The organism is Flavobacterium sp. WC2509 (genome assembly GCF_052683105.1).
Window position 1 is genome coordinate 1,418,532 of sequence record NZ_JBQZFG010000001.1, and the last position, 23,832, is coordinate 1,442,363.

Annotated in this window: 23 protein-coding genes and 1 pseudogene; all 24 read right to left on the reverse strand. The window is 29.6% G+C overall.

Going from position 1 to position 23,832, the window contains the following annotated elements:
- Position 1: 1 nt before the first annotated feature.
- Complete coding sequence (locus ACUN3A_RS05915; RefSeq protein ID WP_445550411.1) at positions 2 to 853, reverse strand: glycosyltransferase; 852 nt, start codon at positions 851 to 853, stop codon at positions 2 to 4.
- Entirely contained in the window at positions 850 to 1,845 is a 996-nt protein-coding gene (locus ACUN3A_RS05920; RefSeq protein WP_445550412.1) for a glycosyltransferase, read from the reverse strand. The genes ACUN3A_RS05915 and ACUN3A_RS05920 overlap by 4 nt, the downstream gene beginning before the upstream one ends.
- Positions 1,846 to 1,892: 47 nt before the next feature.
- A complete protein-coding gene (locus tag ACUN3A_RS05925; RefSeq protein WP_445550413.1) occupies positions 1,893 to 2,978 on the reverse strand; it encodes a glycosyltransferase WbsX family protein in 1,086 nt (361 codons plus the stop codon).
- On the reverse strand, positions 2,978 to 4,084 hold the full coding sequence (locus ACUN3A_RS05930; RefSeq protein ID WP_445550414.1) for a glycosyltransferase family 4 protein: 1,107 nt from the start codon (positions 4,082 to 4,084) through the stop codon (positions 2,978 to 2,980). The genes ACUN3A_RS05925 and ACUN3A_RS05930 overlap by 1 nt, the downstream gene beginning before the upstream one ends.
- 9 nt (positions 4,085 to 4,093) lie before the next feature.
- On the reverse strand, positions 4,094 to 4,981 hold the full coding sequence (locus ACUN3A_RS05935; protein WP_445550415.1) for a glycosyltransferase: 888 nt from the start codon (positions 4,979 to 4,981) through the stop codon (positions 4,094 to 4,096).
- Positions 4,978 to 5,910, reverse strand: coding sequence for a hypothetical protein (locus tag ACUN3A_RS05940; protein WP_445550416.1), 933 nt, complete (start codon positions 5,908 to 5,910; stop codon positions 4,978 to 4,980). The genes ACUN3A_RS05935 and ACUN3A_RS05940 overlap by 4 nt, the downstream gene beginning before the upstream one ends.
- 1 nt (position 5,911) lies before the next feature.
- The gene (locus tag ACUN3A_RS05945; RefSeq protein ID WP_445550417.1) at positions 5,912 to 6,592 is read right to left on the reverse strand and encodes an acetyltransferase; all 681 of its coding nucleotides are present in this window, start codon (positions 6,590 to 6,592) and stop codon (positions 5,912 to 5,914) included.
- Between the two features lies 1 nt (position 6,593).
- The gene (locus ACUN3A_RS05950; protein ID WP_445550418.1) at positions 6,594 to 7,298 is read right to left on the reverse strand and encodes a WbqC family protein; all 705 of its coding nucleotides are present in this window, start codon (positions 7,296 to 7,298) and stop codon (positions 6,594 to 6,596) included.
- Positions 7,298 to 8,371, reverse strand: coding sequence for a DegT/DnrJ/EryC1/StrS family aminotransferase (locus ACUN3A_RS05955; protein WP_445550419.1), 1,074 nt, complete (start codon positions 8,369 to 8,371; stop codon positions 7,298 to 7,300). The genes ACUN3A_RS05950 and ACUN3A_RS05955 overlap by 1 nt, the downstream gene beginning before the upstream one ends.
- Positions 8,364 to 9,560, reverse strand: coding sequence for an ABC transporter ATP-binding protein (locus ACUN3A_RS05960; RefSeq protein ID WP_445550420.1), 1,197 nt, complete (start codon positions 9,558 to 9,560; stop codon positions 8,364 to 8,366). The genes ACUN3A_RS05955 and ACUN3A_RS05960 overlap by 8 nt, the downstream gene beginning before the upstream one ends.
- A gap of 2 nt (positions 9,561 to 9,562) precedes the next feature.
- Positions 9,563 to 10,357: an ABC transporter permease gene (locus ACUN3A_RS05965; protein ID WP_445550421.1), complete on the reverse strand. Its 795-nt coding sequence runs from the start codon at positions 10,355 to 10,357 to the stop codon at positions 9,563 to 9,565.
- A gap of 967 nt (positions 10,358 to 11,324) precedes the next feature.
- Positions 11,325 to 11,432: pseudogene (locus tag ACUN3A_RS05970) on the reverse strand (XRE family transcriptional regulator); the annotation flags it as partial.
- Positions 11,433 to 11,673: 241 nt separating this feature from the next.
- Complete coding sequence (locus ACUN3A_RS05975; protein ID WP_445550422.1) at positions 11,674 to 13,623, reverse strand: polysaccharide biosynthesis protein; 1,950 nt, start codon at positions 13,621 to 13,623, stop codon at positions 11,674 to 11,676.
- Positions 13,624 to 13,809: 186 nt separating this feature from the next.
- Entirely contained in the window at positions 13,810 to 14,400 is a 591-nt protein-coding gene (locus tag ACUN3A_RS05980; RefSeq protein WP_445550423.1) for a sugar transferase, read from the reverse strand.
- A gap of 51 nt (positions 14,401 to 14,451) precedes the next feature.
- Positions 14,452 to 15,405, reverse strand: coding sequence for a UDP-GlcNAc--UDP-phosphate GlcNAc-1-phosphate transferase (locus ACUN3A_RS05985; RefSeq protein ID WP_445550424.1), 954 nt, complete (start codon positions 15,403 to 15,405; stop codon positions 14,452 to 14,454).
- 71 nt (positions 15,406 to 15,476) lie between these two features.
- Positions 15,477 to 16,346 (reverse strand): glucose-1-phosphate thymidylyltransferase RfbA, encoded by an 870-nt coding sequence (rfbA, locus tag ACUN3A_RS05990; RefSeq protein ID WP_445550425.1) that lies wholly within the window; start codon positions 16,344 to 16,346, stop codon positions 15,477 to 15,479.
- A 61-nt stretch (positions 16,347 to 16,407) separates the two neighbouring features.
- On the reverse strand, positions 16,408 to 17,274 hold the full coding sequence (rfbD, locus tag ACUN3A_RS05995) for a dTDP-4-dehydrorhamnose reductase (protein WP_445550426.1): 867 nt from the start codon (positions 17,272 to 17,274) through the stop codon (positions 16,408 to 16,410).
- Positions 17,274 to 17,822, reverse strand: a complete 549-nt coding sequence (gene rfbC, locus ACUN3A_RS06000; RefSeq protein WP_445550427.1) for a dTDP-4-dehydrorhamnose 3,5-epimerase — start codon at positions 17,820 to 17,822, stop codon at positions 17,274 to 17,276. The genes rfbD and rfbC overlap by 1 nt, the downstream gene beginning before the upstream one ends.
- 254 nt (positions 17,823 to 18,076) lie before the next feature.
- Positions 18,077 to 19,291, reverse strand: coding sequence for a glycosyltransferase family 4 protein (locus ACUN3A_RS06005; RefSeq protein WP_445550428.1), 1,215 nt, complete (start codon positions 19,289 to 19,291; stop codon positions 18,077 to 18,079).
- Between the two features lie 2 nt (positions 19,292 to 19,293).
- Complete coding sequence (gene wecB / locus ACUN3A_RS06010) at positions 19,294 to 20,436, reverse strand: non-hydrolyzing UDP-N-acetylglucosamine 2-epimerase (protein WP_445550429.1); 1,143 nt, start codon at positions 20,434 to 20,436, stop codon at positions 19,294 to 19,296.
- Between the two features lie 30 nt (positions 20,437 to 20,466).
- Positions 20,467 to 21,585: a polysaccharide biosynthesis C-terminal domain-containing protein gene (locus ACUN3A_RS06015; RefSeq protein ID WP_445550430.1), complete on the reverse strand. Its 1,119-nt coding sequence runs from the start codon at positions 21,583 to 21,585 to the stop codon at positions 20,467 to 20,469.
- Positions 21,586 to 21,594: 9 nt separating this feature from the next.
- Positions 21,595 to 22,011, reverse strand: coding sequence for a WxcM-like domain-containing protein (locus ACUN3A_RS06020; RefSeq protein WP_445550431.1), 417 nt, complete (start codon positions 22,009 to 22,011; stop codon positions 21,595 to 21,597).
- An 8-nt stretch (positions 22,012 to 22,019) separates the two neighbouring features.
- On the reverse strand, positions 22,020 to 23,060 hold the full coding sequence (locus ACUN3A_RS06025; RefSeq protein ID WP_445550432.1) for a polysaccharide biosynthesis protein: 1,041 nt from the start codon (positions 23,058 to 23,060) through the stop codon (positions 22,020 to 22,022).
- Complete coding sequence (locus ACUN3A_RS06030) at positions 23,060 to 23,830, reverse strand: AglZ/HisF2 family acetamidino modification protein (protein ID WP_445550433.1); 771 nt, start codon at positions 23,828 to 23,830, stop codon at positions 23,060 to 23,062. Before ACUN3A_RS06030 ends, ACUN3A_RS06025 begins: the two co-directional genes overlap by 1 nt.
- Positions 23,831 to 23,832: the final 2 nt, after the last annotated feature.

A 23,832-nucleotide genomic window follows, 5' to 3' on the forward strand; every position in this document is an offset into this window, starting at 1 on the left:
TTTAATTTTTTAAATAAATTAATGCTTTTTTAAATAAATTAATATTTGATTTAGAAAATGGTTCTTTCAAAAATATTTTTAAAGAATATTGCAAAACTGTTTTTTTATTGCCCTTTGTTAATAAACAATTATTAATTAATCTTTTAGAACTAAACATTTCTGCATCAGAATCTATAAAATTATCTATAGCTATAGGCAAAAATTTATGATAGTATTTATGCACTCTTATCATTGATTCTAGCCATTGACGATTCAAATTTCCAATAGAAAAATGTTCGATTAATATTTGATTCGTAATACCTATTTTATATTTTTTCCTTAAAACTTCAATAGCAATATTAAAATCATAATTATGAAATCCTTTTAATTTTTGATCAAAAGCAACATTCATTTCTTTCCGCAATGCTAAAAAAACACCATCAGCAATAACAGCTTCATTTAAAATACTGTTCTCAAAACCAAATTGTTCTTTGGTTATTTTTCCATTTGGATAATGCTGTATTATATTAATTGATTTGTATTCATTTTTACAATCCCACCAGCCTGATGGTACTCTAGTTTTTTGGCTGGAACCAGCAACTCCTATCAATCCATAATCGTGATTAGTCTCAAAAATATCTGATATTACATTACCCCATCCTTTTGTGTGAAATAATATATCATCGTGAACAAAACATAAGTATTTGCCCTTACTCTTTTCAATTCCTATATTATAAGCTTCAAAAATAGAGTATCTATTTTCAGAATTATCGATTATTATTAATTCAAAATCAGAGCCTATAGTTTCATTTATATTTATCGATAATAGATCGGGAATTGTATTTTTTCGTGAACAAATAATTATTGAAATCATTTTAAAAAATTACTGATTTTTATTCTAATTCTCTTTCGAATATTATATTTTTCACAATAAATATCAAACACTGTAAGCATAAGCAAATATCCTTTTATCTTCTTTGATGATCGTATTAAAAGTAATGCTTTTTCATGTTTCAAAACCCTAATAACATTAACATTACGCCTTTTAATTCCATTATAAGAGGAATCTAAAACATCTTGTTCCCTTATAAACTGCATCAAAACCTTTCGCATATTGAAATCAATATCAATAATACGAATTCGATTCTCAGATTTTAGCGCATTCGCAATAACACTACTGCTATGATATCTAAAATGGTTTAAAGATTCTGCTATAAATGCAATTTTATAATTGACAATCAATTTTAAATATAACATCCAATCTCCGCAATATCGAAATTCTGGATCTATACTTAAATAGCATTCATTTTTTATTGCTGTTTTTTTGAATACCACAGCACTAACATTTGGAATCACATTCCTATCTATTAAAAATTGTTCTATAAACAAATTTCCCTGCATGGTGAAATTATCTAAAAACAGATTTTGTGAATCTAGATTTTGGGTGTAACTTATCCAATTACCAGTTATATTATTATTTTCATCCACTTTATTAGACTGACAATAAGACATAACAACCTCTTTGTCATTTAAAAGTGGCTTAACCACCTCTTCTAAAAAATTAAGTTCACAAAAATCATCCGATTCCGCTATCCAAATCAATTTACCTTTGGCTAAATCAATCCCTTTACTCCATTGAACAAATGTATTACCTGAATTTATCTCATTAAAAACACAACAAGACACTTTTGGATGATTAACATATTGCTCTAAAATGGCTACACTATCATCTGTACTTTTATCGTCGAGCAAAATTACTTCAAAATCTTGAAACGTTTGATTAAAAACAGATTCTAACCTTTGAACCAAAAAAGTTGAATGATTGTAATTCGGAATAATTATGGATACTAAAGGACTTAAGTTCATTTAACAAAAAATAAGCTAAATTATAGATGATTATATTACTAGTAAATTTATTTAAGCATTTCTTTTATAGCTTCCAAATATTTAGTTCCCCACTTTTGACAAGGTTCTAAATGATTTCCTTCCGCCCATTCATTCCATGCATTGATGAATAAAAAATTTTCAGGGACTTTATTCCATGGATAATTCTCTTTAATATGAATTAACCATTTTTTAAATAGTATCGGAGTAGAATCATGTAATATGAAATTATTTTCTTTCCTCCTTGCACAATTGTCCCACATTGGAGTTATTCCAGGATATATATTATCTCTAAATTCTTTTTTGATTTGATTTGATACATAGGCAGAGTAATCTATATAACATTTCTGCTCAGAATCTTTAATCCTTAGCTTTTTTTTAATTTCACGAAAAATTTTATCTTTAACAGTATTAGGATATGGAATAGTTGCGGGGAAATTAATTGAATTAGGCTGAAATTCAAATGCAAAATCAAAACTCAAACTTTGAGGACTAAAATGATTTTCTCCGTTAAGGGCATATCCTATATACAAATCTGGAAAACCCGCATCGTAAACAGCTTTTCTCCACATAGAAATTGTTTTCTGAATATCTGGAAATAAATTAGGCCTATAAACAATAAAAACAGGTTTACCTTCTACTTTTATATATCTTTCATCTCTAAAATAAGAAATCAAATGTTGAATATGTACCAAATCATCATCAAAATCATACTCTTGTTTAAGAAGCACTTCTTTATCTAAACCATCCCAAGTTCTAGTCCAATTTTCATTTGCCCAACACATTAAAAAAGGTAAATCTTCTTTGGCGTTTCGCATTTTTCGGTCCAGAGGTTGCTGCAGAATTCTTTTTCCATTAAACCAATAATGATAATAGCAAAAACCATGAATTCCATAATCTTTTGCCAATTGTTCTTGTGCTAATCTTGCTTCTTCTAGTCTTAAATCGTAAAAACCCAAATCGGCTGGCAGATGTGGCTGATAATGACCCTCAAATCTAGGTTGAGCTTTTGTCACATTAGTCCATTCTGTAAAGCCTTTACCCCACCATAAATCGTTCTCTGGAATGGGATGAAATTGTGGTAAATAAATTGCTATGGGTTTTATATAACTCATTATAATAATGCTTTATTAAATTCATTATAAACATATTGTTTATCTGAATGTGTTTTCAATAAAAACTGCTTAGCATTTTTTCCTTTTTCAATTGTATAATTTGAATCATCGTAAAAGGATAAAATAGCATTAGATACTGCTACAATATCTAAAAATGGTACTATAACTCCTCCATCACTATCATTAATAAAATCGCTACTGCCACAAACTTTATCAAAACAAATAGAAGGTTTTGCACATTGAGCTGCTTCTAAAATAACTAATGGGTAAGGATCTTCTCTAGATGTTAACAGAAACAAATCAATTTCCTGATAAAAAGAATCCAAATTATCTGAAGATGATTCAAAAAAAACCTTTCCTTCTAGATTAGCCATTTTAATTTGATATTGTAATCTAATTAATTCCAATCCATTATTGGCTCCTTTCCATCTAAAAATAATGGAAGCATTTGGATGTCTTAAAAATATGTCATTAGCTACTTGTAAAAACAAGTCAGGTCCTTTACGCCAATCAATTGTACCACATCCTCCTATAACAAAGCGATTTTTATTTTCTTCCCCTTCAAAAAACAAAATATTTTTATTTTCTATAAAATAAGGTATTTTTAAAATCTTATTTTCTAATATATTAAAATCCCTACACAAAAATTCTTTTACTAAAATACTAGGAACCCAAAACTTATCTGAGCTTTTCATAACCGCATTAATTCCACTTGAAGTTGTATAAGTTTTACTTGCTACTTCAAGTTCATGAATATAACTTATTATCTGCCCTTTATAATTAACTCTTATTTTTTCTAAAACATCTCCATTAGTTATTGTATTTGAAATGATATAATGGTATTGATTTAAAAACTGCTCATCTTCTAATAACGATTTGGTTTTGAATAATTTATTTTTTACAAAATTGAATCTCTTCTTTTTATGTTGATACAAGCAATAAGTGGGTACTAAATTTTTAAAATCATTTTCTAAGACTCCTCCTTTTTTTAAAAGAAAGTTGACTTCATATTCATTAAAAGACAATAACATCTTTACCAAATTCAAAAGTAAAATAGGAGCTCCAGTTCTTGAAGCATCATGAGATATGAATAGAATTTTTTTCATCTTAATAAATTAGCATTTGAATCTTGTTAATAGAAACTTTTTAAACAAATGCTTATAATAATTTGTAACACTGCTATTTTTATACAAATCTGCTAAAATTGAATGTGTATTGATTTTCTTTCTTACAACAACCTTTTCAAAATTACTTTTTAAAAACAACTCATTATCAATTGTGTCAATAAAATCAAGATGCATTTTATACGCCTTAATTAATGAAGCATTATTATTTTTTAGGGAGCCATGAATACTTCCAGAGTTAACCCTATAAACACTCATAGAGTCCTTTAACACCATCATTTTTTTATTTGAACGATAAAAAATTAATAACATTAATCCTAAATCTCCAAAATGAATTTTTTTAAACCATTTAGGAATAGGTTTCAGGTACTCTATTTTAAACATTAAAGAACAAGTCGCTGTTAGATTATTGATAATATAATCTTCTATCTGTTTAGTAGTATTTTGATTTATACTAGGAAAAAAACTACTTGAATTGGTCACTTCATTTTTCTCTTCTGCAACATGAGTACACATAACATAATCGGGATTCGCTTCTAGAAAATCAACTTGTTTTTGCAGTTTCGATGGATCTGTCCAGTAGTCGTCGCCATCACACAAGGAAATATATTCCCCTTCACACATCTCTAAGGTACTTATAAAATTTTGTTTACCTAGAATTCCCTCTCCACGGGCATCTCGTAAATTAAGCTTTATCAAATCAGGATATTTATTCACATATTCCATTAGTATTTCTCGTGTCCCATCAGTGGATTTATCATCACCAATAACTATTTCCATCGAGAAATTGACTTTCTGCATCAAAACCCCATCAATACATTTTGATATATAATCTTTTTGATTATACGTAATAATATGACAACTTAATTTTTTTCTCATTGATTAATCCATTCAGCAACTCCTATACCCGTTTTTCCAAACCCATTGCCATTATAAAATAAGTACTTTTTTTCTTTAATTTTAATAACTGAAGGATATGTTTGCATTTTACTATCCCAGCCAGATTTAGACAATTCAATGCCACATTTATTATCTAATCTATTCCATTTTATTCCATCCACAGATTCCGCATAACCAATTCTATAACTTTCTTTTCCATCGCGGTAATCAAAAGATCCTCTATAGGTAAACCACATTTTGTAAATACCCTCCTCAATTATTACGCTTGGTCGTGCTGTACACTGATACTTTTCTGCTGGAGGAATACATGTTATATTTGGTCGGATCCAATTTATTCCATCATTAGAATATGCATATTTTATTTCATAAAGTGGTTCAGGCTTATTTTTAACAACTACAAATCCTGTACTCGATGCATACCAAAGATGCCATTTTTCACCTTCTTTTAAAACAAAAGGTGAAGCAGTAAAAAAAGGTTCATCTCTATTTCTTTCTACGATAGCTCCTTGAAATGCTTTTTGAAACGTTAATCCATTATCATTGCTTATAGCTAATCCTATCGCATTCCTATATGGAACAGAAACACTTGGATTCCAGCCTACATAATATAAGTAAATACAATTTTCAGAAACTCTAACAGCAGAGCAAGGCATGATTCCATCATCATCAAAAGTCCCTAATTCGCCTAGTTCTAAAATTGGTTTATCATGAATATATTTAACATTAGTTGGATTACTTGAATCAACATCAAAATAAGTTGGAATACTTTTCCCATCTTTATTTCTGGGTGCATAATAAACTCTAGTAATAAAATCATCAATAGCAATTGCCGTTGGGACACATGCGTGGGAAATCATTAAATCATTATAATTCTCAACATTAATTATAACTCCTTTTTTAGACCACATATTAACCATTTGTTTTATGTGATATACTATCAATATCAATACTTTTTCCTTCCCTCATAATTGATTTAGCTCCTAACCAAATACTAAAATCTGGAGTATCTTTTGTAATAATTGCTCCCATACCAATTAATGATCCTTTTCCAATTACAGTTTCATCTCTAACCGTTGCATTTACTCCAAAAAAAGAATTCTCGCCAATTTCACAACAACCAGATATTACTACTTGTGAAGTAATAAATACATGATCTTTAATTTCTGTATGATGACCTATATGATTACCGCTCCAAAGAATACAATTATTCCCAATTTTAACAAATGGCTGAATTGTATTATCTTCAAAAATAAAACAATTTTCTCCTATGCATAAATCTGTCCATGTTGTTGCTTTTGATGATACATAACTAACACATTTATAACCTTTTGATTTCGCTTCCTCAAATTTTGCTTTTCTAAAATAACTCATTTGCTTAAAACTTATTGGTAAAAACATTTTATATTCTGACGGAGGAAATAATTTTTCTACTTCTTCAAAAGCAACTACTGGTAATCCTCGATAATTGTCATCTGTAATGTAGTTTTTATCAACTGTAAAAGCCACAACCTCATGAGGTGAATCATGTTCAAAATAAAAGTGAGCTAAACTTGCTAGTTGGCTTATGCCAAAAATTACTATCTTTTCCATTTTATATTAATTCATAATTATTGAGAATTCTTTTTATACTTGAAACATCATTAAACATCAATATGTCGATTATAGATAAATTAGGTACAAAGTCATCATTAAATTGTTTATACTCAATTTTTTTTGATTTTATAAAATTTAAAACAATCCCTTTCTCTGAGAATTCTTCTTTTGAATATAAATCAATTCCTCCAATTAGATTAATATAATAATTGGCTTGTTCTTTCATACAAATGTCCAATATTCTATCTTGAGAAGATAAATATTGATTGCCATATATTACAGAAGAATCCTCAAAAACCGTATTAATTCCAATAAACTCAGAGACCAATTTTAAACTTTTTACAGCTATTGATGAAATATATTCTTCATTAATTTGAAATATATTTTGCAAAAGTAATATAACATCGTTGTAAAATGGAGCCTTACCATAATTTTGCTCAATTGTTTTTAAAAATTTACTTGACCAACTATAATAAATCTTTTCATGAATTTTTATATTATTTATTTTATCAAAAGAACTTTGGTTATTTAATGGAACAGTAAACAAATATGGCAAATTGTTAACCAAGATGGTATTTCGGTTAATCCATCCTTGCTTGATGAAATTAACATCGTCATAAATAATAAATTTATCCACTGCATTAATTAATTGAAAATAACCCAAATATGGAAATAAATAGGGTTGCATGATTGCTACTTTCATTACAAATTGGCATTTATAAGTGAAACTATTTCTTGTAATTCCGAAATTGACAAGCCTACATATAAAGGCAAACAGATAATTCTAGAAGCAATCCTTTCCGATATAGGCATTATTTCTCCTTTAGTATATTCAATTGTATTTAACGAAGGATAAAAATAGCGTCTTGGAAAAATTTGATTATCATTTAATATTTTTTCAACTTTAAGCAACCCCTCTTCAGTTTCAAAAATTATGGGATAATAACTGAAATTCCAATCTGTATTTTCCCTTATTTTTATAACTTGAAGTTTTGATAAATTTAAATTTGAGTTGTAATAATCTACCACTTTTTTTCTTTCAGAAAATATTTCTTCTATATAAGGCAAAACCGACAATCCCATTGCAGCTTGCAATTCCGTCATTTTACCATTTATTCCTAATCCATAAAATGCTAATGCTGTTTTATGCCCAAAATTATGGCTATAAAACAATTGATGCTGTAAGTCTGGATCCTTAGCAAACATTGCTCCTCCTTCTCCAGTATGAAACAACTTGGTCGCATGAAAACTACAGGTATTTATATCTCCAAAGTCAAAAATTGATTTCCCATTATAAGTTACTCCAAAGGCATGAGCGGCATCATAAATTATTTTTAAATTATATTTTTCTGCAATTTTTTGAATAACCTCAACATTACATGGATTACCAAAAACATGCGTCGCTAAAATGGCAGTTGTTTTAACTGTAATAGCTTCCTCAATTTTTGTTTCGTCTATTGTTAAATGTTCAGGATGAATATCCACAAAAACAGGTGTGCAATTTTCCCATACTATTGCTGCTGTCGTAGCTACATAACTAAATGGTGTAGTTATAATTTCTCCTTGTTTTCCTAACAATTTGAGGGCAATTTGTAAAGGTACAGTTCCATTACTGGTTACAATGATATTAGAAACTTCTAAATATTTTTTTAGTTTTTCTTCCAATTCCAAAACTAACTCACCTCTATTCGTAAGCCATTGATTGTCCCAAGCACGTTGTAATTGCTTATGATATTTCTCAATGGGCGGTAAAAAAATTTTGGTTACATTAATCATTAGCTTTCTCCGTTATTTGCCAATCTGCTTCTAAATGGAATGGAACCCACATTTCGGTTTCACTTTCAATTTGAAAAATATCGACATTATTTATTCGCAATATAGGAGATTTATTTTCAACATGACTCACTGATAAATCATAGGTATAAATTCCCTGAGCAAATAAAACTTTAGGTATTTTTATCTTTACAAACAATTTGTCATTAATAAATTCAGAACTCCCTTTTTCATTAAAAACTGCTGCAATTGGACGTTGCTCCTTATCTCTAAATTCAATATAAATCAAAGGGAATTTTAAATTGTCTCCTTTAAATTCAATTTCTAATTCAATAATTAAATCGTCTCCTCTTTGCAAAGTCGTATTATTACTCCCATTTAGAGAATGCTTTATCAAACTAAATGTTCCGTCATCGAACATTATATTTTGGTCATTGGAATTAAATCGATTATAATAAGAATTTATACCTTTACTTACCTCTTTTCCTTGAAAAACAGCTACCCCTTTCTCCATCAACATAATTTGATTTGAAACTCTGGCAACCATTGGCATCGAATGAGAAACAAAAACTACAGCAGTATGTGGCAATAATTGATCTATTTGCTTAAAACATTTCAAAATAAACCCTAAATCCCCAACAGCCAAAACCTCATCAATAATAAGTACATCTGGTTCCATCTGTGCTGCTATGGCAAAACCCAAACGCACCTTCATTCCAGAGCTGTAATTTTGCACTGGCATATCGATAAATTCTTCTATCTCAGCAAAAGCAATAATGATATCTAATTTAGCTTCTATTTCTTGCTTGCTAAACCCAATAATAGCAGCATTATTATAAATATTCTCTCTACCTGTAAGGATTGGATTAAAACCCGCACCCAATTCTATCAAAGCTCCTACTTTGCCATACATTGTAACACTACCTTCGTCAGGAGCTATCAAGCCATTTAATATTTTAAGTAATGTACTTTTTCCTGCACCATTATGTCCAATAAGTCCCAAACATTCGCCACGGCGCACTTCAAAATTAATATCTTTTACAGCCCAAAATTCATCGTTTCGCAATGATTTATCTTGTCTCTTCCTTGTGATACCACTAAAGACATCATACAAGCCGTACAGTAAACTTTTCTTGAGGTCTTTGGCAAATTTCTTAGAAACATGATCTACTTTTATCAATACTTCTCCCATAATTAGCTCATTCTCTCGGTTAGTATTGGCATCGAAACTCTATATACTACTAAAGCAATTGTGCATAAAACAATTGTTATTAAAAGACCAAAAGACCAAAAATAAGGGTTTTCTATACCGTAGCCAGTTAGCACATTGCGCATATCAACAATAATATAGCTCAAGGGATTCCATAACATTACTTTACGCATCAGCCCATCAGGAGGCACGGCATATACTACAGGTGTAGCGTACATTAAAAACTGTAAGGCTATAGGTATCAAACGGCTAATATCGGTATACAACAAACTTATTGGCATTAATAAAGTTCCTATAGCCACAAAAAAAATAATTGATAAAAACAAAAGAGGTATAAAAAATAGAATTTCTATAGAAGGAACTATTTTAAAGAAAATTAAAAAAAGGACTATCAATCCAATTTTAATTAGAAAATTAAAGAAAAACTTAATTAATCCAAGAGTAATTAAAGCCTCTTTGTCAAAGTTAATTTTAGTGATAATACTTTTATTAGCATTCACACTTTGTGACGTCAGGTTGATACATTCTCCAATAATACCCCACAAAGTTGTTCCTATTAACACAAAAGCAGGATAAGGCACATTCGTAGCTGTCATCTGAATAGTCCCCGATGATTGTAAAAAGATCCAAACCAAAGAATTGATTAGTACAGGGAAAATTGCCCAAAACACACCTAAAAAAGATTGACGATACTGAGCTTTTATGTCTCTTTTTGCTAATTGCTTGGCTAAATAAAAAGAGTCTTTAAATCCTTTTACACTAGATTTTATTATGCTCAAAAAACTATAACTATTAGAACTTGTATAAATATGTTTTTCTAGATTCATTGTTCTGTTACAGGATTATTCAAACAGCCAATTGGTGTTTTGAGAAGAATTAGTATTCATTAGTATTTGTAGCAAAAAACAATATGTATAATATTATTTATCATTAATATATAAAGCAAAATTACAATTTTAAAAAGAGTGATACTATCTGCAACATTTAATTATTGTATTGAAATAAGGCTCTAAACAGCTTTTTCATAGTTATTCAAAAACTGGTCTCAATCTCAATATTTTGATTGCAAACCAAAACAATAAATTATTTTTTTTGAATACCTTTTTTTAACAATTTCCAGACAAATTCTTCAAATAAACGGCATCGCTTCGCGATTCAGACTCACATAATCAGTTGAATTCAAACGAAATTTTTATCGGCAAATATACTTAAATTAACCTATGAGTTTAATTATTAAAAAAGACTATTTACAATTTTTTACGTACGAAAAAACAAACAATAAAAGCAAATAGGACTAAATATAATAAAGAAAGCACTATCTAATATGTTCCTGTACTTCAAATACGACAAGAAATCCAATTCCACGAATTCACTGGAATATTTTTTTGGGCATTTAAAGGGCAATCTAACATTCAAAAAGGATTTAGGTTGGCAAACCGTAAGAACTTCATCAAATGACATCTGTATTATAGTAATCAAACTTAGGATGTTTTTTTAGGCATTAGGTACACCAAAAAATGTATAAAAAAGGGCAGATAAAACTGCCCTCATTTTTTGTATGTACATCAAATCTATTGCTGATTGATTGCTCCTCGGCAGAGCTGATTCCCTCTCCCTCTTCAATTTTATTTTAAAATATAATCAATCTAAAATGAAAATCTGTCAACTATTTTTGACACATTACACAAAAAAGAAAGAGACCCGAAGTCTCTTTCTTTTTTCAATTAATAGATCTTTTCTAAATGATTATTTATTAATTAGTTTTTCAAGTTTCTGCATCATTTCATCTTTCTCTTTCAGCATTCGCTCGTACAAAGCTATCTTTTCTTCATGTAGTGCAATCAATTTTTCAATCGAATGATATTAATTGCTCAGTAATTATGAATTACTGTAAGGTATATCAAAGGCGTATCAAAGGCATGGATAGTGTATGAATAATGTATGAAATAAAAACAGAAAGAGAATGCAAAACTATCGTTACGCACGATTACTTCCAATTGAAATTATACATATCTAACTACTAAGATCATCTTTAAATAGAAAAGGCTCACAAGAATAATCTTGTAAACCTTTTCTATTTGTCTTTATTTGAATCTTATTTATCCAAAATTTCAAAAGTAGAATTCATACTCTTGAACTCAGGAACTATAACTTTCATTTTGGCAACTATATCATCATTTCCAAAGAAATTTGCAATCCCAATCAGTTCATTAATATCAACATGCAAATTTTCGAATTCATCTTGAATTTCTTGAGCAATCATAATTTTTTCATGATACGTTGGAATCGTTTTTGCTGTATCATTAAGCAATTCCTCATACAGTTTTTCGCCCGGACGCAAACCAACTATCTCAATTTTTATTTCTTTATCAGGTATAAACCCTGCTAATTTGATCATTTTTTTAGCCAAATCTAAAATACGAACAGGCTTACCCATATCGAAAATATAAATTTCGCCTCCATTACCCATAGCTCCTGCTTCTAAAACCAACTGACAGGCTTCAGGAATCGTCATAAAATAACGAATAATATCAGGATGAGTAATAGTAACTGGTCCCCCATTGGCAATCTGTTTAGTAAACAATGGGACTACTGATCCATTTGAGCCTAAAACATTCCCAAAACGAGTGGTTATAAATTTGGTGGTGTTTTGTTTATTTTCATTTTGATTCTTTATTTGCAAAGATTGAACATACTTTTCAGCAATTCTCTTACTTGCTCCCATGACATTACTAGGATTAACTGCCTTATCAGTAGAAACCATAACAAATTTCACAACGTGATACTCACAGGATAAATCAGCCAAAATTTTAGTCCCTAGTATATTGGTTAAAATTGCCTGTGATGGATTTTCTTCCATCAAAGGCACGTGTTTATATGCTGCAGCATGATATACAACTTCAGGCCTATACATTTTAAAAACCTTTTCCATAGCTTCTTTATTACGAACGTCCGCTATGATATTTCGAATTTTTGATTTCGGATATTTTTTTTCTAATTCAAGACCTAAATGATGCAGAGGTGTTTCGGCTTGATCCAGAATAATTACTCTTTGAGGGTTAAATGTCAATACTTGCCTAACTATCTCACTTCCTATTGAACCTGCCGCTCCTGTAATTAAAACTGTTTTATCCCTTAATTGTCTGGAAATTGACTTTTTATCTAAAACAATCGGTTTTCTTTCTAATAAATCTTCAATTTGAATGTTTTTTACTTTTTGAGAAATCTCTTTCTGATTTTCCCAGTCAGTAATCAAAGGAACTGTGTAAACTCTATAATTAAATTCTAGACATTGATCTACAATAATTAATTGCTCATCCTTGCTAATACTTTTATCGGCCATAATAACTGCCTCAGCTCCTACAGATCGAATTAACGACGGTAATTTTCTCTTTTGAATTAATATTGGTAAATCCAACATTCTTTTAGATGCATTTTGATTATTTCTATCAACAAAACCAACTATTTTAAAACGGCTCGGTGTTTCAAATTTCAAAGCATTGGCTACAGAAATCGCATTAGCGTCTGTGCCATAAATAATGGTTCTGATTAATTTAGTTGTATTTTTATCAGACAAATACAATTCAAAAGTTTGCTTTACAACAACACGGTATAAAAACAAAGCGCAAAATGAAAGCACAATATTGATAAAAAGAGCTGTTGTCAAAAATATTCTTTCTTTATATAATAACTCATAAGTAAAATTAAAAAACAGAAAAACTATTAAAACCGACATTTGTGAAAACAAAAGCTTCACAGCATCATTATAAGATGAATGCCTTATAATGCCTGAATAGGTCCTGAATAACCAAAAAAAGAAAATATTACATCCCAAAAAAGAAACCGTAAAAAATACATCATGCGTAGTATTGATATATTTTAAACCCGTTCCTCTAAAAATAAGTAAGGTGAAAAAAAAAGTTATTATCAAGATAGAGAAATCAATCAAAACAATAATCCATCTAGGTAAATAACTCAGATTACGTATGTTTAATTTCAAATTATCTCTAGAAAAAAATCCAGTATCCATGGGATTTTTAAGCATATTATATTATTTTTAATTTCAAAAAGAAATATTGGCTAAAAAACAAAAATACAATTTATTATTCTTATTGAAATGAATTAAATAAACTAAATAATGTTTCATAAATAATTAACATAAAGAGAAATAGTAACTCCCTGAGTAAAAACTATTTTATAGTATTTAAAACTAAACTCTAAAGAAAAAGATTTATTTAATTTTATGCCTTTTAAAGATACATTTAAATGTGGTAACAATGATTTTAAAATCGGTATAAAAACTTTGATGATAGTAATAATCCAAATTCATTTTAACTTTATCTGGAAAAAGAACCTCATTATTATAAACTAAAGGATTGTCTTGTTTTTTTAACAATGCATCTTCATTAAAATATTTCAAAGAAGCCAAACTGGTTAATCCTGGTTTCAAACTAAGGACTTTTCTATTCTCTCCTTCCAACAAATCATAATAGCCTGCAATATCAGGCCTAGGCCCTACAATACTCATTTCTCCTTTCAATACATTAACGAGTTGTGGTAACTCATCTAATTTAAATTTTCGGAGTAATTGACCAAGTTTAGAAATTTTTGCTTCTTCAAAATCTTTAGCAACTTGTATGGTTCTAAGTTTATAGATTTTGAATACTTTCCCATGTTGTCCAATTCGTTTTTGAATAAAAAACCCATTAGTTTGAGTATCAATAATTGCTATAATCCAAGCAATAATTAATATCCAAAAAAAGAACAAAAGGGTTAATGTTGCAAATAAAATATCAAACAGTCTCTTTTTTACGCGTTGCAAATAAAAATTTATTTAGTAAAAAGCATACACTTTTTATATTAACAATAATTATTATATTTTTTCCAAAGCAATTTTCTGAACCACTTTATTTCTGATCCATATATAAAATGAAATTTGAAATAAAAAAAGAGAAATGATAATTGGAAGTGATAATTTTCCAATTTGTTGTAAATAGATTGATGAAATATTAATCGATAACTGAATCCCTGCGTACAACAAGGATACTTTAATGTGAGAATACCCCAATTCATTAGCCAAGTATTGATACAAATGAGATCTATGAGGTTCTAAAATATTTTCTTTCTTTTTGATGCGTGTAAAAATGGTAATCACGGCATCAATTCCATACACCGATAAAAACAACAAATAGCCTATTTGACCCGAATCTAAAATCGTTTTTATCATAAAATATCCTAAAAACAAAGCCATACTAATACTCCCGATATCACCAGCAAACGTTTTTGCTTTTTTTCTGACATTAAATATTCCAAATGCACAGCAAGACATTCCAACAGTAATTAACAACGGTAAACTCTCTTTATTTATTTCTAAAAAAGAAAAACTTAGAATAGCAACAAATGAATACAATACAGTTATTCCGTTGATACCATCCATAAAATTAAAGACATTCACCCAACCTATTAACAAAATAAAAACTATTGGTAAAGGCCAAATTACTTGCATAAATAAGCCTAAATCATAAAAAATTAATAAGATTGCTATAGCATGACAAATAAACCTTGGCAATTGAGAAATAGGTTTAATATCGTCAATAAAACTAACAATAGCTACTAAAAATACCGCTAAGGTCACTATCCAAGAAACATATCCCAATAAACAAGCAGTCAAAATTGCCAAAGGAAAAATAATTCCTCCCCCTCTCAAAGTAATTGCTGTATGAGATGAACGACTATTAGGCTTATCAATTATATTGAAATAATCAGCAATTTTGAAATAAATCAATTCAATACCTATAAATAAAAAAAGTAATGCAATATAGAACATAGAAAATATTATCAATTGTTGGCTTTAAATTGCCTTACTACATTAGTAAAAATTATTAAAACAACTAATTATTATAATTTATGCTTCAAAAGTCCCAATAAATATTCGCCATAACCCGATTTTTTCAAAGGTTCTGCTAATTCTTTCAATTCTTCTTCTGTGATAAAACCTTGTCTCCAAGCTATTTCTTCAATACAACCTACTTTTAGTCCTTGACGTTCTTCTAAAACCTGTACAAATTGTCCAGCTTGCATTAAACTATTAAAAGTTCCTGTATCCAACCAAGCTGTACCTCTGCTCAAAATTCCAACTTTTAAAATACCTTTTTCTAAATACACTTTATTTACATCAGTAATTTCATACTCTCCTCTAGCGCTAGGCTCGATGTTTTTAGCAATTTCTACCACCGAATTATCATAAAAATATAATCCTGGAACGGCATAATTCGATTTCGGCTCTAACGGTTTCTCTTCAATAGAAAGTGCTTTTAAGTTTTTATCAAACTCCACTACCCCGTATCTTTCGGGATCCGAAACATGGTATGCAAATACAACTCCTCCCTCAGGATTAGTATTTGACTGCAATAATTCATGCATATGAGCTCCAAAGAAAATATTATCCCCTAATACTAATGCAACACTATCCGAACCTATAAACTCTTCTCCAATAACAAAAGCCTGTGCTAATCCATTCGGAATTGCTTGTTCGGCATAACTAAATTGACAACCAATAGCTGATCCATCTCCTAATAATTTTTTAAAATTAGGTAAATCATGTGGAGTAGAAATAATTAATATTTCGTTAATTCCTGCCATCATTAATGTTGACAATGGATAGTAAATCATAGGTTTATCATAAACTGGCATCATTTGTTTACTCATGGCCAGCGTTAACGGATGCAATCTAGTGCCAGATCCTCCTGCTAATATAATTCCTTTCATTTATTTGTTTTTTGAGTTATGTATTATAATTCTTCTGTTACGAAATTTTACAAGAAATCAACTATGGTAATACTTTATTCAATAATTCCATACATTGAACTAAGCTTTCTTTATAATGCGGAACACTTACTCCAAATGTATTTTTAATTTTAGATTTGTCTAGTAAAGAATATTGTGGACGTTTAGCTGGTGTTGGATAAGCACTACTTGGAATACCTGAAATAGAACAATCAAACTCTCCAATCTCTTTTATAGCTAAAGCAAATTCGTACCAACTAATTTCTCCTTCGTTTGAAAAATTATAAATACCTGCCGTCCATTTAGGATGGCTTAAAATTACAAGAATAGCTTTTGCCAAATCTGCTGCATAAGTAGGACTACCTATTTGGTCATTAACTACATTTAAACTATCACGTTCCTGCATCAAGCGAGACATTGTTTTTACAAAATTGGCCCCAAAACTAGAATATACCCATGAAGTACGAAGAATAATTGCATCAGGATTCTCTCGTATACAAGCAATTTCCCCTGCTAACTTGGTCTGTCCATAAACATTTATTGGATTGGTTATCGCTTCTTCTTTCAAAGCAACAGAAGCAGTACCATCAAAAACATAATCTGTCGAAACATGAACGAACTGGCAATTATTTTGAGCACTCCACTTCGCCATAATCGCAACACATTGATGATTCAAAATGTCAGAGAGTTCAAATTCGCTTTCAGCACGATCCACAGCTGTATGTGCCGCACAATTAATAATTATTTGTGGATTCAAAATATCCAATTTAGAAGCTAATTCATCTAAATTAGATAAATCCAGTTCTTCCCTATCCGTAAAAATCCATTCAAACTGAGTATATTTCGTGGATAATACTTTTAATTCTGAACCTAACTGTCCATGAGCTCCTGTTACTAGTATTTTTTTCATTAAAATAAGCTATTACAATTTTCAATAGAAGGAAGAATTTGATCTTTTTCAGAAACAATAGCATCCTTTAAATCCATTCCCCAATCGATATTCAAAGATGGGTCATCATATCTAATTCCTCCTTCAGAAGCTTTATTATAAAACTGATCACATTTATACATTACTGAAGCTGTTTCACTGATAACAGAAAAGCCATGAGCAAAACCTTGAGGCACTAGCAATTGTTTTTTATTTTCTGCAGAAAGCAAAATACTAAATGCTTTTCCGAAGGTTGGAGAATCTTTTCGCAAATCGACAGCAACATCTATAATTTCTCCTTCTAAAACACGAACTAATTTCGTTTGTGCAAAAGGTGGATTTTGATAATGTAATCCTCTTAAAGTTCCTTTTTTAGAAAAAGACTGATTGTCTTGAACGAAATCAATATCTATCCCTAAATCTTCAAATTTAGTTTTACTATAAGACTCAAAGAAAAAACCTCTTTCATCGCCAAAAACTGTTGGTTCTATAATCACTAAATCATTTATTGGAGTTTTTTGTATTTTCATTGTATTAATTAATTTTTAATGAGGTCAAAAGTAGTTAATATTCCTAAAGTATGTATTGATAATCTTTTTCCTATTCTCAATTTTTATTTTTGTGTGTCTAAATTTTAATATATTATAAAGTACTAAATCATTTCTTTTATTATAAAAATTCTAAAGAATTTGATTCAAAAAAGCTAGCTAAATAATATTTTTAATCTCATTTAACTAATAATACTTTGCTAAAAGTGAATCAAAATATTATTTAAAGATCGTAATTAACATTTTACATTGTCTTTTAAAATTGATTCTAATTTATCTAACAACATTAATTTTGAAAAATTATCCTCGTAATAGCTTTTTGATTTATATTCCATTTCTAATTTCCTTTGTTGATCCATTTCTAACAACTCACTTGCCTTAAGCGCCAAAGAGATATAATCGCCTGCTGATACAGCAAAACCAGAACCAGATTCGTTTATTAATTTATTACCTTCTCCGTTCAATGCTCCCAAAATTATTTTTGCTGAAGCCATATATGCCTGTACTTTTGCTGGAACTGTCAAAGCAAAAACAGGTTCGTTTTTTAAAGTAACCAACATAATATCTGCTTTATCAAAAAATAAAGGCATTGTTTCTAATGGATATCTTCCAAGTAAGAAAACATTATTGATTTGATTTTTCTTTATTTCACTCCTAATCCAATCTATTTTTCTTCCATCTCCAACAATAATCCAATTTATTTTTTTAGACATTGTCTCTTGTGCTGCCTTTAAAATTGTTTCGAAATCTTGAGATTCACCTACATTTCCAGCAAACATAATGTTAAATCCTTTTGGTAAATCTGGAATACTTAAATTAGAATTAACTTTATTAGTATAAACTTCTTCTGCCCAATTAGGAAAATATATTATTTCCTTTGATTTATTTTTTAGCTTTCCGTAAATTGATTCCTTAAAGAATTTCGAGCTTATTAGTATTAAATCAGACTTGTTATAAATATTTTGAACTAATTTTTCTAAAAAACCGATAACTGTTTTATTCTTAAAACTACTTGCCGCCAAAATACTTTCAGGCCAAAGATCCAAAACCCATAACACTAATGGAGTATTATGTTTCTTTTTTGCCCACAAACCTGGTAAGGCCATCGTAACTGGAGACAATTGCTGAACAAAAATTATATCAAATTTCTCTCTTACCCTAAATATAAAAGTGAAATAGGAAAAAAGAACAAACGACAAATAATTTAAAATTAGATGAATTCCTTTACCGTTTTTTCTAGGATAAATTAAACTTCTAACAATTTTAGCTCCATTAATTGTTTCATTTTTTTTTCCAAAAAAACTGTAACCTTTATAAAACTTGCCTTCAGGATAATTTGGTTTTCCTGTTAAAACAGTCACTTGATGTCCTCTCTTTACTAAATCAAAAACAATCTCATTGCCTTTAAAAGTTTCAGGATAGAAATATTGGGAAACGAATAAGATTTTCATAATTAAATCAACTCATTCCAAACAGTTCTTTTAATATAATCCGTATAACTCAAAATTATACGAACCATTTTTTCAGAAACATTTGGCATAGAATAATCTGCTACAGGTCTAAAATTTCTTTCTTTACCTATTTTTTGATATTGTAATTGTGTTAATCCTTGCATAATTCTTTCTGGACTTAAACCAACCATCATCACTGAACTTTCTTCCATAGCTTCAGGTCTTTCATGTGCGTCGCGAATATTAAGGGCTCTAAAATTCAAAACTGAAGACTCTTCTGAAATAGTTCCAGAATCAGATAAAACAGCAAAAGATTTCATTTGCAAAGCATTGTAATCATTAAACCCTAATGGTTTTAAGAATTGCACATTTTTATGCATTTGAATATTTTTCTTATTAATCATATTTCTAGTACGGGGATGAGTACTTACAATAATTGGATAATTATACTTTTCAGCAATTAAATTTAAACTATCCATTAAACCTTGAAAATTTCTCTCGCTGTTAATATTTTCCTCTCTATGGGAAGAAACAACAAAAAACTTACCCTCTTCTAATTTTAATCTTTTCAAAACATCTGAAGATTCTATCGATGGTAAATAATGATTTAAGACCTCAAACATAGGCGAACCTGTTTTGATAATTCTATCAGCAGGTAATCCTTCTCTTAACAAATACTCTCTTGCAATATCACTATATGTCAAATTAATATCTGATACATGATCAACAATTTTTCGATTTGTTTCTTCTGGGACACGCTGATCAAAACAACGATTTCCTGCTTCCATATGAAAAATAGGAATGTGTCTTTTCTTGGCTGGAATTGCACAAAGACAACTATTTGTATCTCCTAAAACTAAAAAAGCTTCTGGCTTTTCAGATTCTAATAATGGATCAATTTTAATTAAAATTTGACCTACAGTTTCTGTTGCTGATTTCCCAGCAGCATTTAGAAAAAAATCTGGTTTACGGATTCCTAAATCATCAAAAAAAATTTGATTTAATTCATAATCATAATTTTGTCCAGTATGAACAATTACATGCTCAATTGCATCCGAACTATCTAAAGCCGCCATAACTCGTGAAAGACGAATAATCTCTGGACGAGTTCCAACTACAGTCATTACTTTTAATCTTGATTTCATTATATATAAGAAATTGTTATTTGATTTATATTAAACATTTTCAAAATAAGTATCTGGATCATTTGGATCATAAAATTCATTAATCCAAAAATTGGTATACAATACTTCTTCTCCAATATTTTTTATATTATGTGTATACCAGATTGGCATATCAACATAGGCTGGCTGATTTCCATCGAGATAAAAATCTAAAACTTCATCAGTACCAATTCGACGTAACTGAATTAAAGCTTTGCCTTTAATTACTGCAAAGCGTTCTATTTTTCGAGTATGATAATGATTTCCTCTTGTTATAGCTGGAACAGTTGTAGAAAAAGACACTTGCCCACCAACTCCTAAACGAACTATCTCGACGAATGAACCTCTTGAATCTGTATGTTCTACAAATTTTACTGGAAAGTGATTTTTTATATCCATGTAACAACGAAATGTATTGAATAAATTCAATTCAAATGTATTCGCTAAATTTGGAATAATTCCATTATTCTGGTATTGTGTTTTATATGATTCTAAAAGTGAAAGCAATTCTGAAACTTTTGCTTCTGAGGTATGCTCAACAATTACTTCTGACTTTCCTTTTTTACTTCTAATTTCAGAAATTATTATTTCTACTAATTCTCCAACATAAATTAATTTTAAACCACCATCTACATCAATAGTTGGAATTTCGTTATAAACTAATTTATGACAGAATGTTGCTACTACAGAATTATAGTTAGGATGCCCAAAAGGGCCAAAAACGTTAGGAATAATCATGCCTGTAAATTCGCCATCTGAATTATCCGCCCAATTAATCATTAATTCTCTTCCCTCTTTTTTGGATTTGCCATAAAGATTATCTCTATCTTCTTGTGTTGATGAAGAAAAAAGAAGATGAGCTTTACTATTTGTGACTTTAAGCGATTGAACCAATTTTAAAACCAAACTTAAATTAGTATCATAGATAACTTGTGGGTCGTTATGACGATTCATAGCTGCCAAATGGACAATTACATCACACTGCACTACAAAATCATTTAATTTAGCATCATCTTCAAAATACTCTTTCTTAAAATCAATTCGTTCAAACTCTTTTGGAAACAACCCTATTGTATTATACAAATGTGTACCAACAAAACCAGCTTGCCCAGTAATTCCTATTTTTAACATTGTTTAAGTTTATTTTTTAAAATAATCAATATCGTAACGAAATTCATCATTAATCTCACCAAGCAAATAATCGGCCATTATCAATAATTTAGAATTAGGTTCTAAAGATTGAATACTACTTATATAACCTGATGGAATATGAATTATATCTAATTTTTCTGCCTCAATTATAAAACTATCTATCTTTAATATTTTAGAAGGATTTTCCCAATTATCAACTTGAATTAACTCAATTTTAAATTTACCTGAAATTGCACAAAACCATCTTTGTTCTATTTTATGTCCCTGCCAGCCTCTAATAAAATCAATATCTTTATTCTCTATTATATATATTCTTTTGACTAAAGACGCATCAAAATCATTATTGTAAAATAAAAAACCTCTTTGGTCAGAATGGTAATTTCCCGTAATTAAGTTTGGTTCCATAAATTATATTAACCTGGCATTTGAGCTACATCTTCTCCAAAAACTTCTTTTCGGATTAATGGTAGCTTAACTAATAGTTTTTTCATTCCTTCAATACCTAATTGTTCTGTGTTGTGAGAATGATAATCTTCAATTAAAGAAACATCCTGTTCTCCTTCTGAAAAATATTGAGCATAATTCAAATCACGATTATCAGCAGGAATTCTATAAAATTCTCCCATATCCTCTGCTTTAACCATTTCTTCACGAGTACAAAGTGTTTCATATAGTTTTTCACCATGACGTGTTCCAATAACTTTAACATCATTATTGGCATTACAAAGTCCTTTAAGTGCTTCGGCTAAATCACCAATTGTTCCTGCTGGAGCTTTATTGACAAACAAATCTCCTTGATTACCATGTTCAAAAGCAAAAAGGACTAACTCTACTGCCTCGTCTAATGACATCAGAAAACGCGTCATTTTCGGGTCTGTGATTGTTAGAATTTTACCAGTCTTTATTTGATTTAAAAACAATGGAATAACTGAACCTCTGGAAGCCATTACATTTCCATATCGTGTCAAGCAAACTGTCGTTTTGTTCCCAAGAATATTTCTTGAAGCCGCAATTGCTACTTTTTCCATTAAAGCTTTAGAAATTCCCATTGCATTAATTGGATATGCAGCTTTATCAGTGCTTAGACAGATTACTTTTGCAACAGCATTAGCTACAGCAGCATCAATTACATTTTGAGTACCAAAAACATTTGTCTTTGTAGCTTCAAGTGGAAAAAACTCACAAGAAGGAACTTGTTTTAAAGCGGCAGCATGAAAAACATAATCCACTCCATGCATAGCTCTCTCAATACTGCTATAATCACGAACATCTCCAATATAAAATTTCAGCTTATCATTTTTAAGCTGATTTCTCATATCATCCTGTTTCTTCTCATCACGAGAAAAAATACGAATTTCGCTAAAATGTTCTGTATTCAAAAATCTGTTTAACACCGCATTACCAAATGACCCAGTTCCTCCAGTTATTAAAAGTGTTTTATTCTGTATTTTCATTATTGATTGATTTTAAAAATCTTATTTTTTTCTATTTGAGTTGGATAATTAATCAAAACCGCTTTATATGGACCTTTAAATACAAATAAACTACCGACAGCAACACCAATTACACCATGTTTATCAACTATTTTTTCAATATCATCCAAAGAGCCAGCTCCACCCAATACAGTCATTGGCAAAGTTATTTTCTCTCTAACTTTATCAATTAAATCTAAATCATATCCTTTCATAGTACCATCTCTATCAATAGAATTGATTACAATTTCACCTGCACCAAGTTTTTGAGCTTGTTCTACAAATTTTAGAGGATTTATACCCGTAGCTTTCTTTCCATTATGAGTATATACTTCATATCCTCCAAGAATTTTTTTCTTAACATCTAAGACCACAATAACACTTTGTGATCCAACACGTTCCGAAATATCAGTTATCAGTTCAGGATACTGCAATACGGATGAACTTAATGCAATTTTCTCAACCCCTAAACTAAAAATACGTTGTGCTTGTTCAACAGTTTTCACTCCTCCTCCATAGCACAAGGGCATCATTGATTGGTTCGCCAATCGTTCTATTAGACTATAATTAGGTTCTTTCCCATGGACCGTTGCATCAATATCAAAAATAGCCAATTCATCAACCTCTTTTTCATTAAATATTTTAACAGCATTGATAGGGTCTCCAACATACTTAGGGCTTTTAAAATTAACAGTTTTTACCAAACCATTATCTTGTATCAAAAGACTTGGAATTATTCTAGGTCTTAACATCC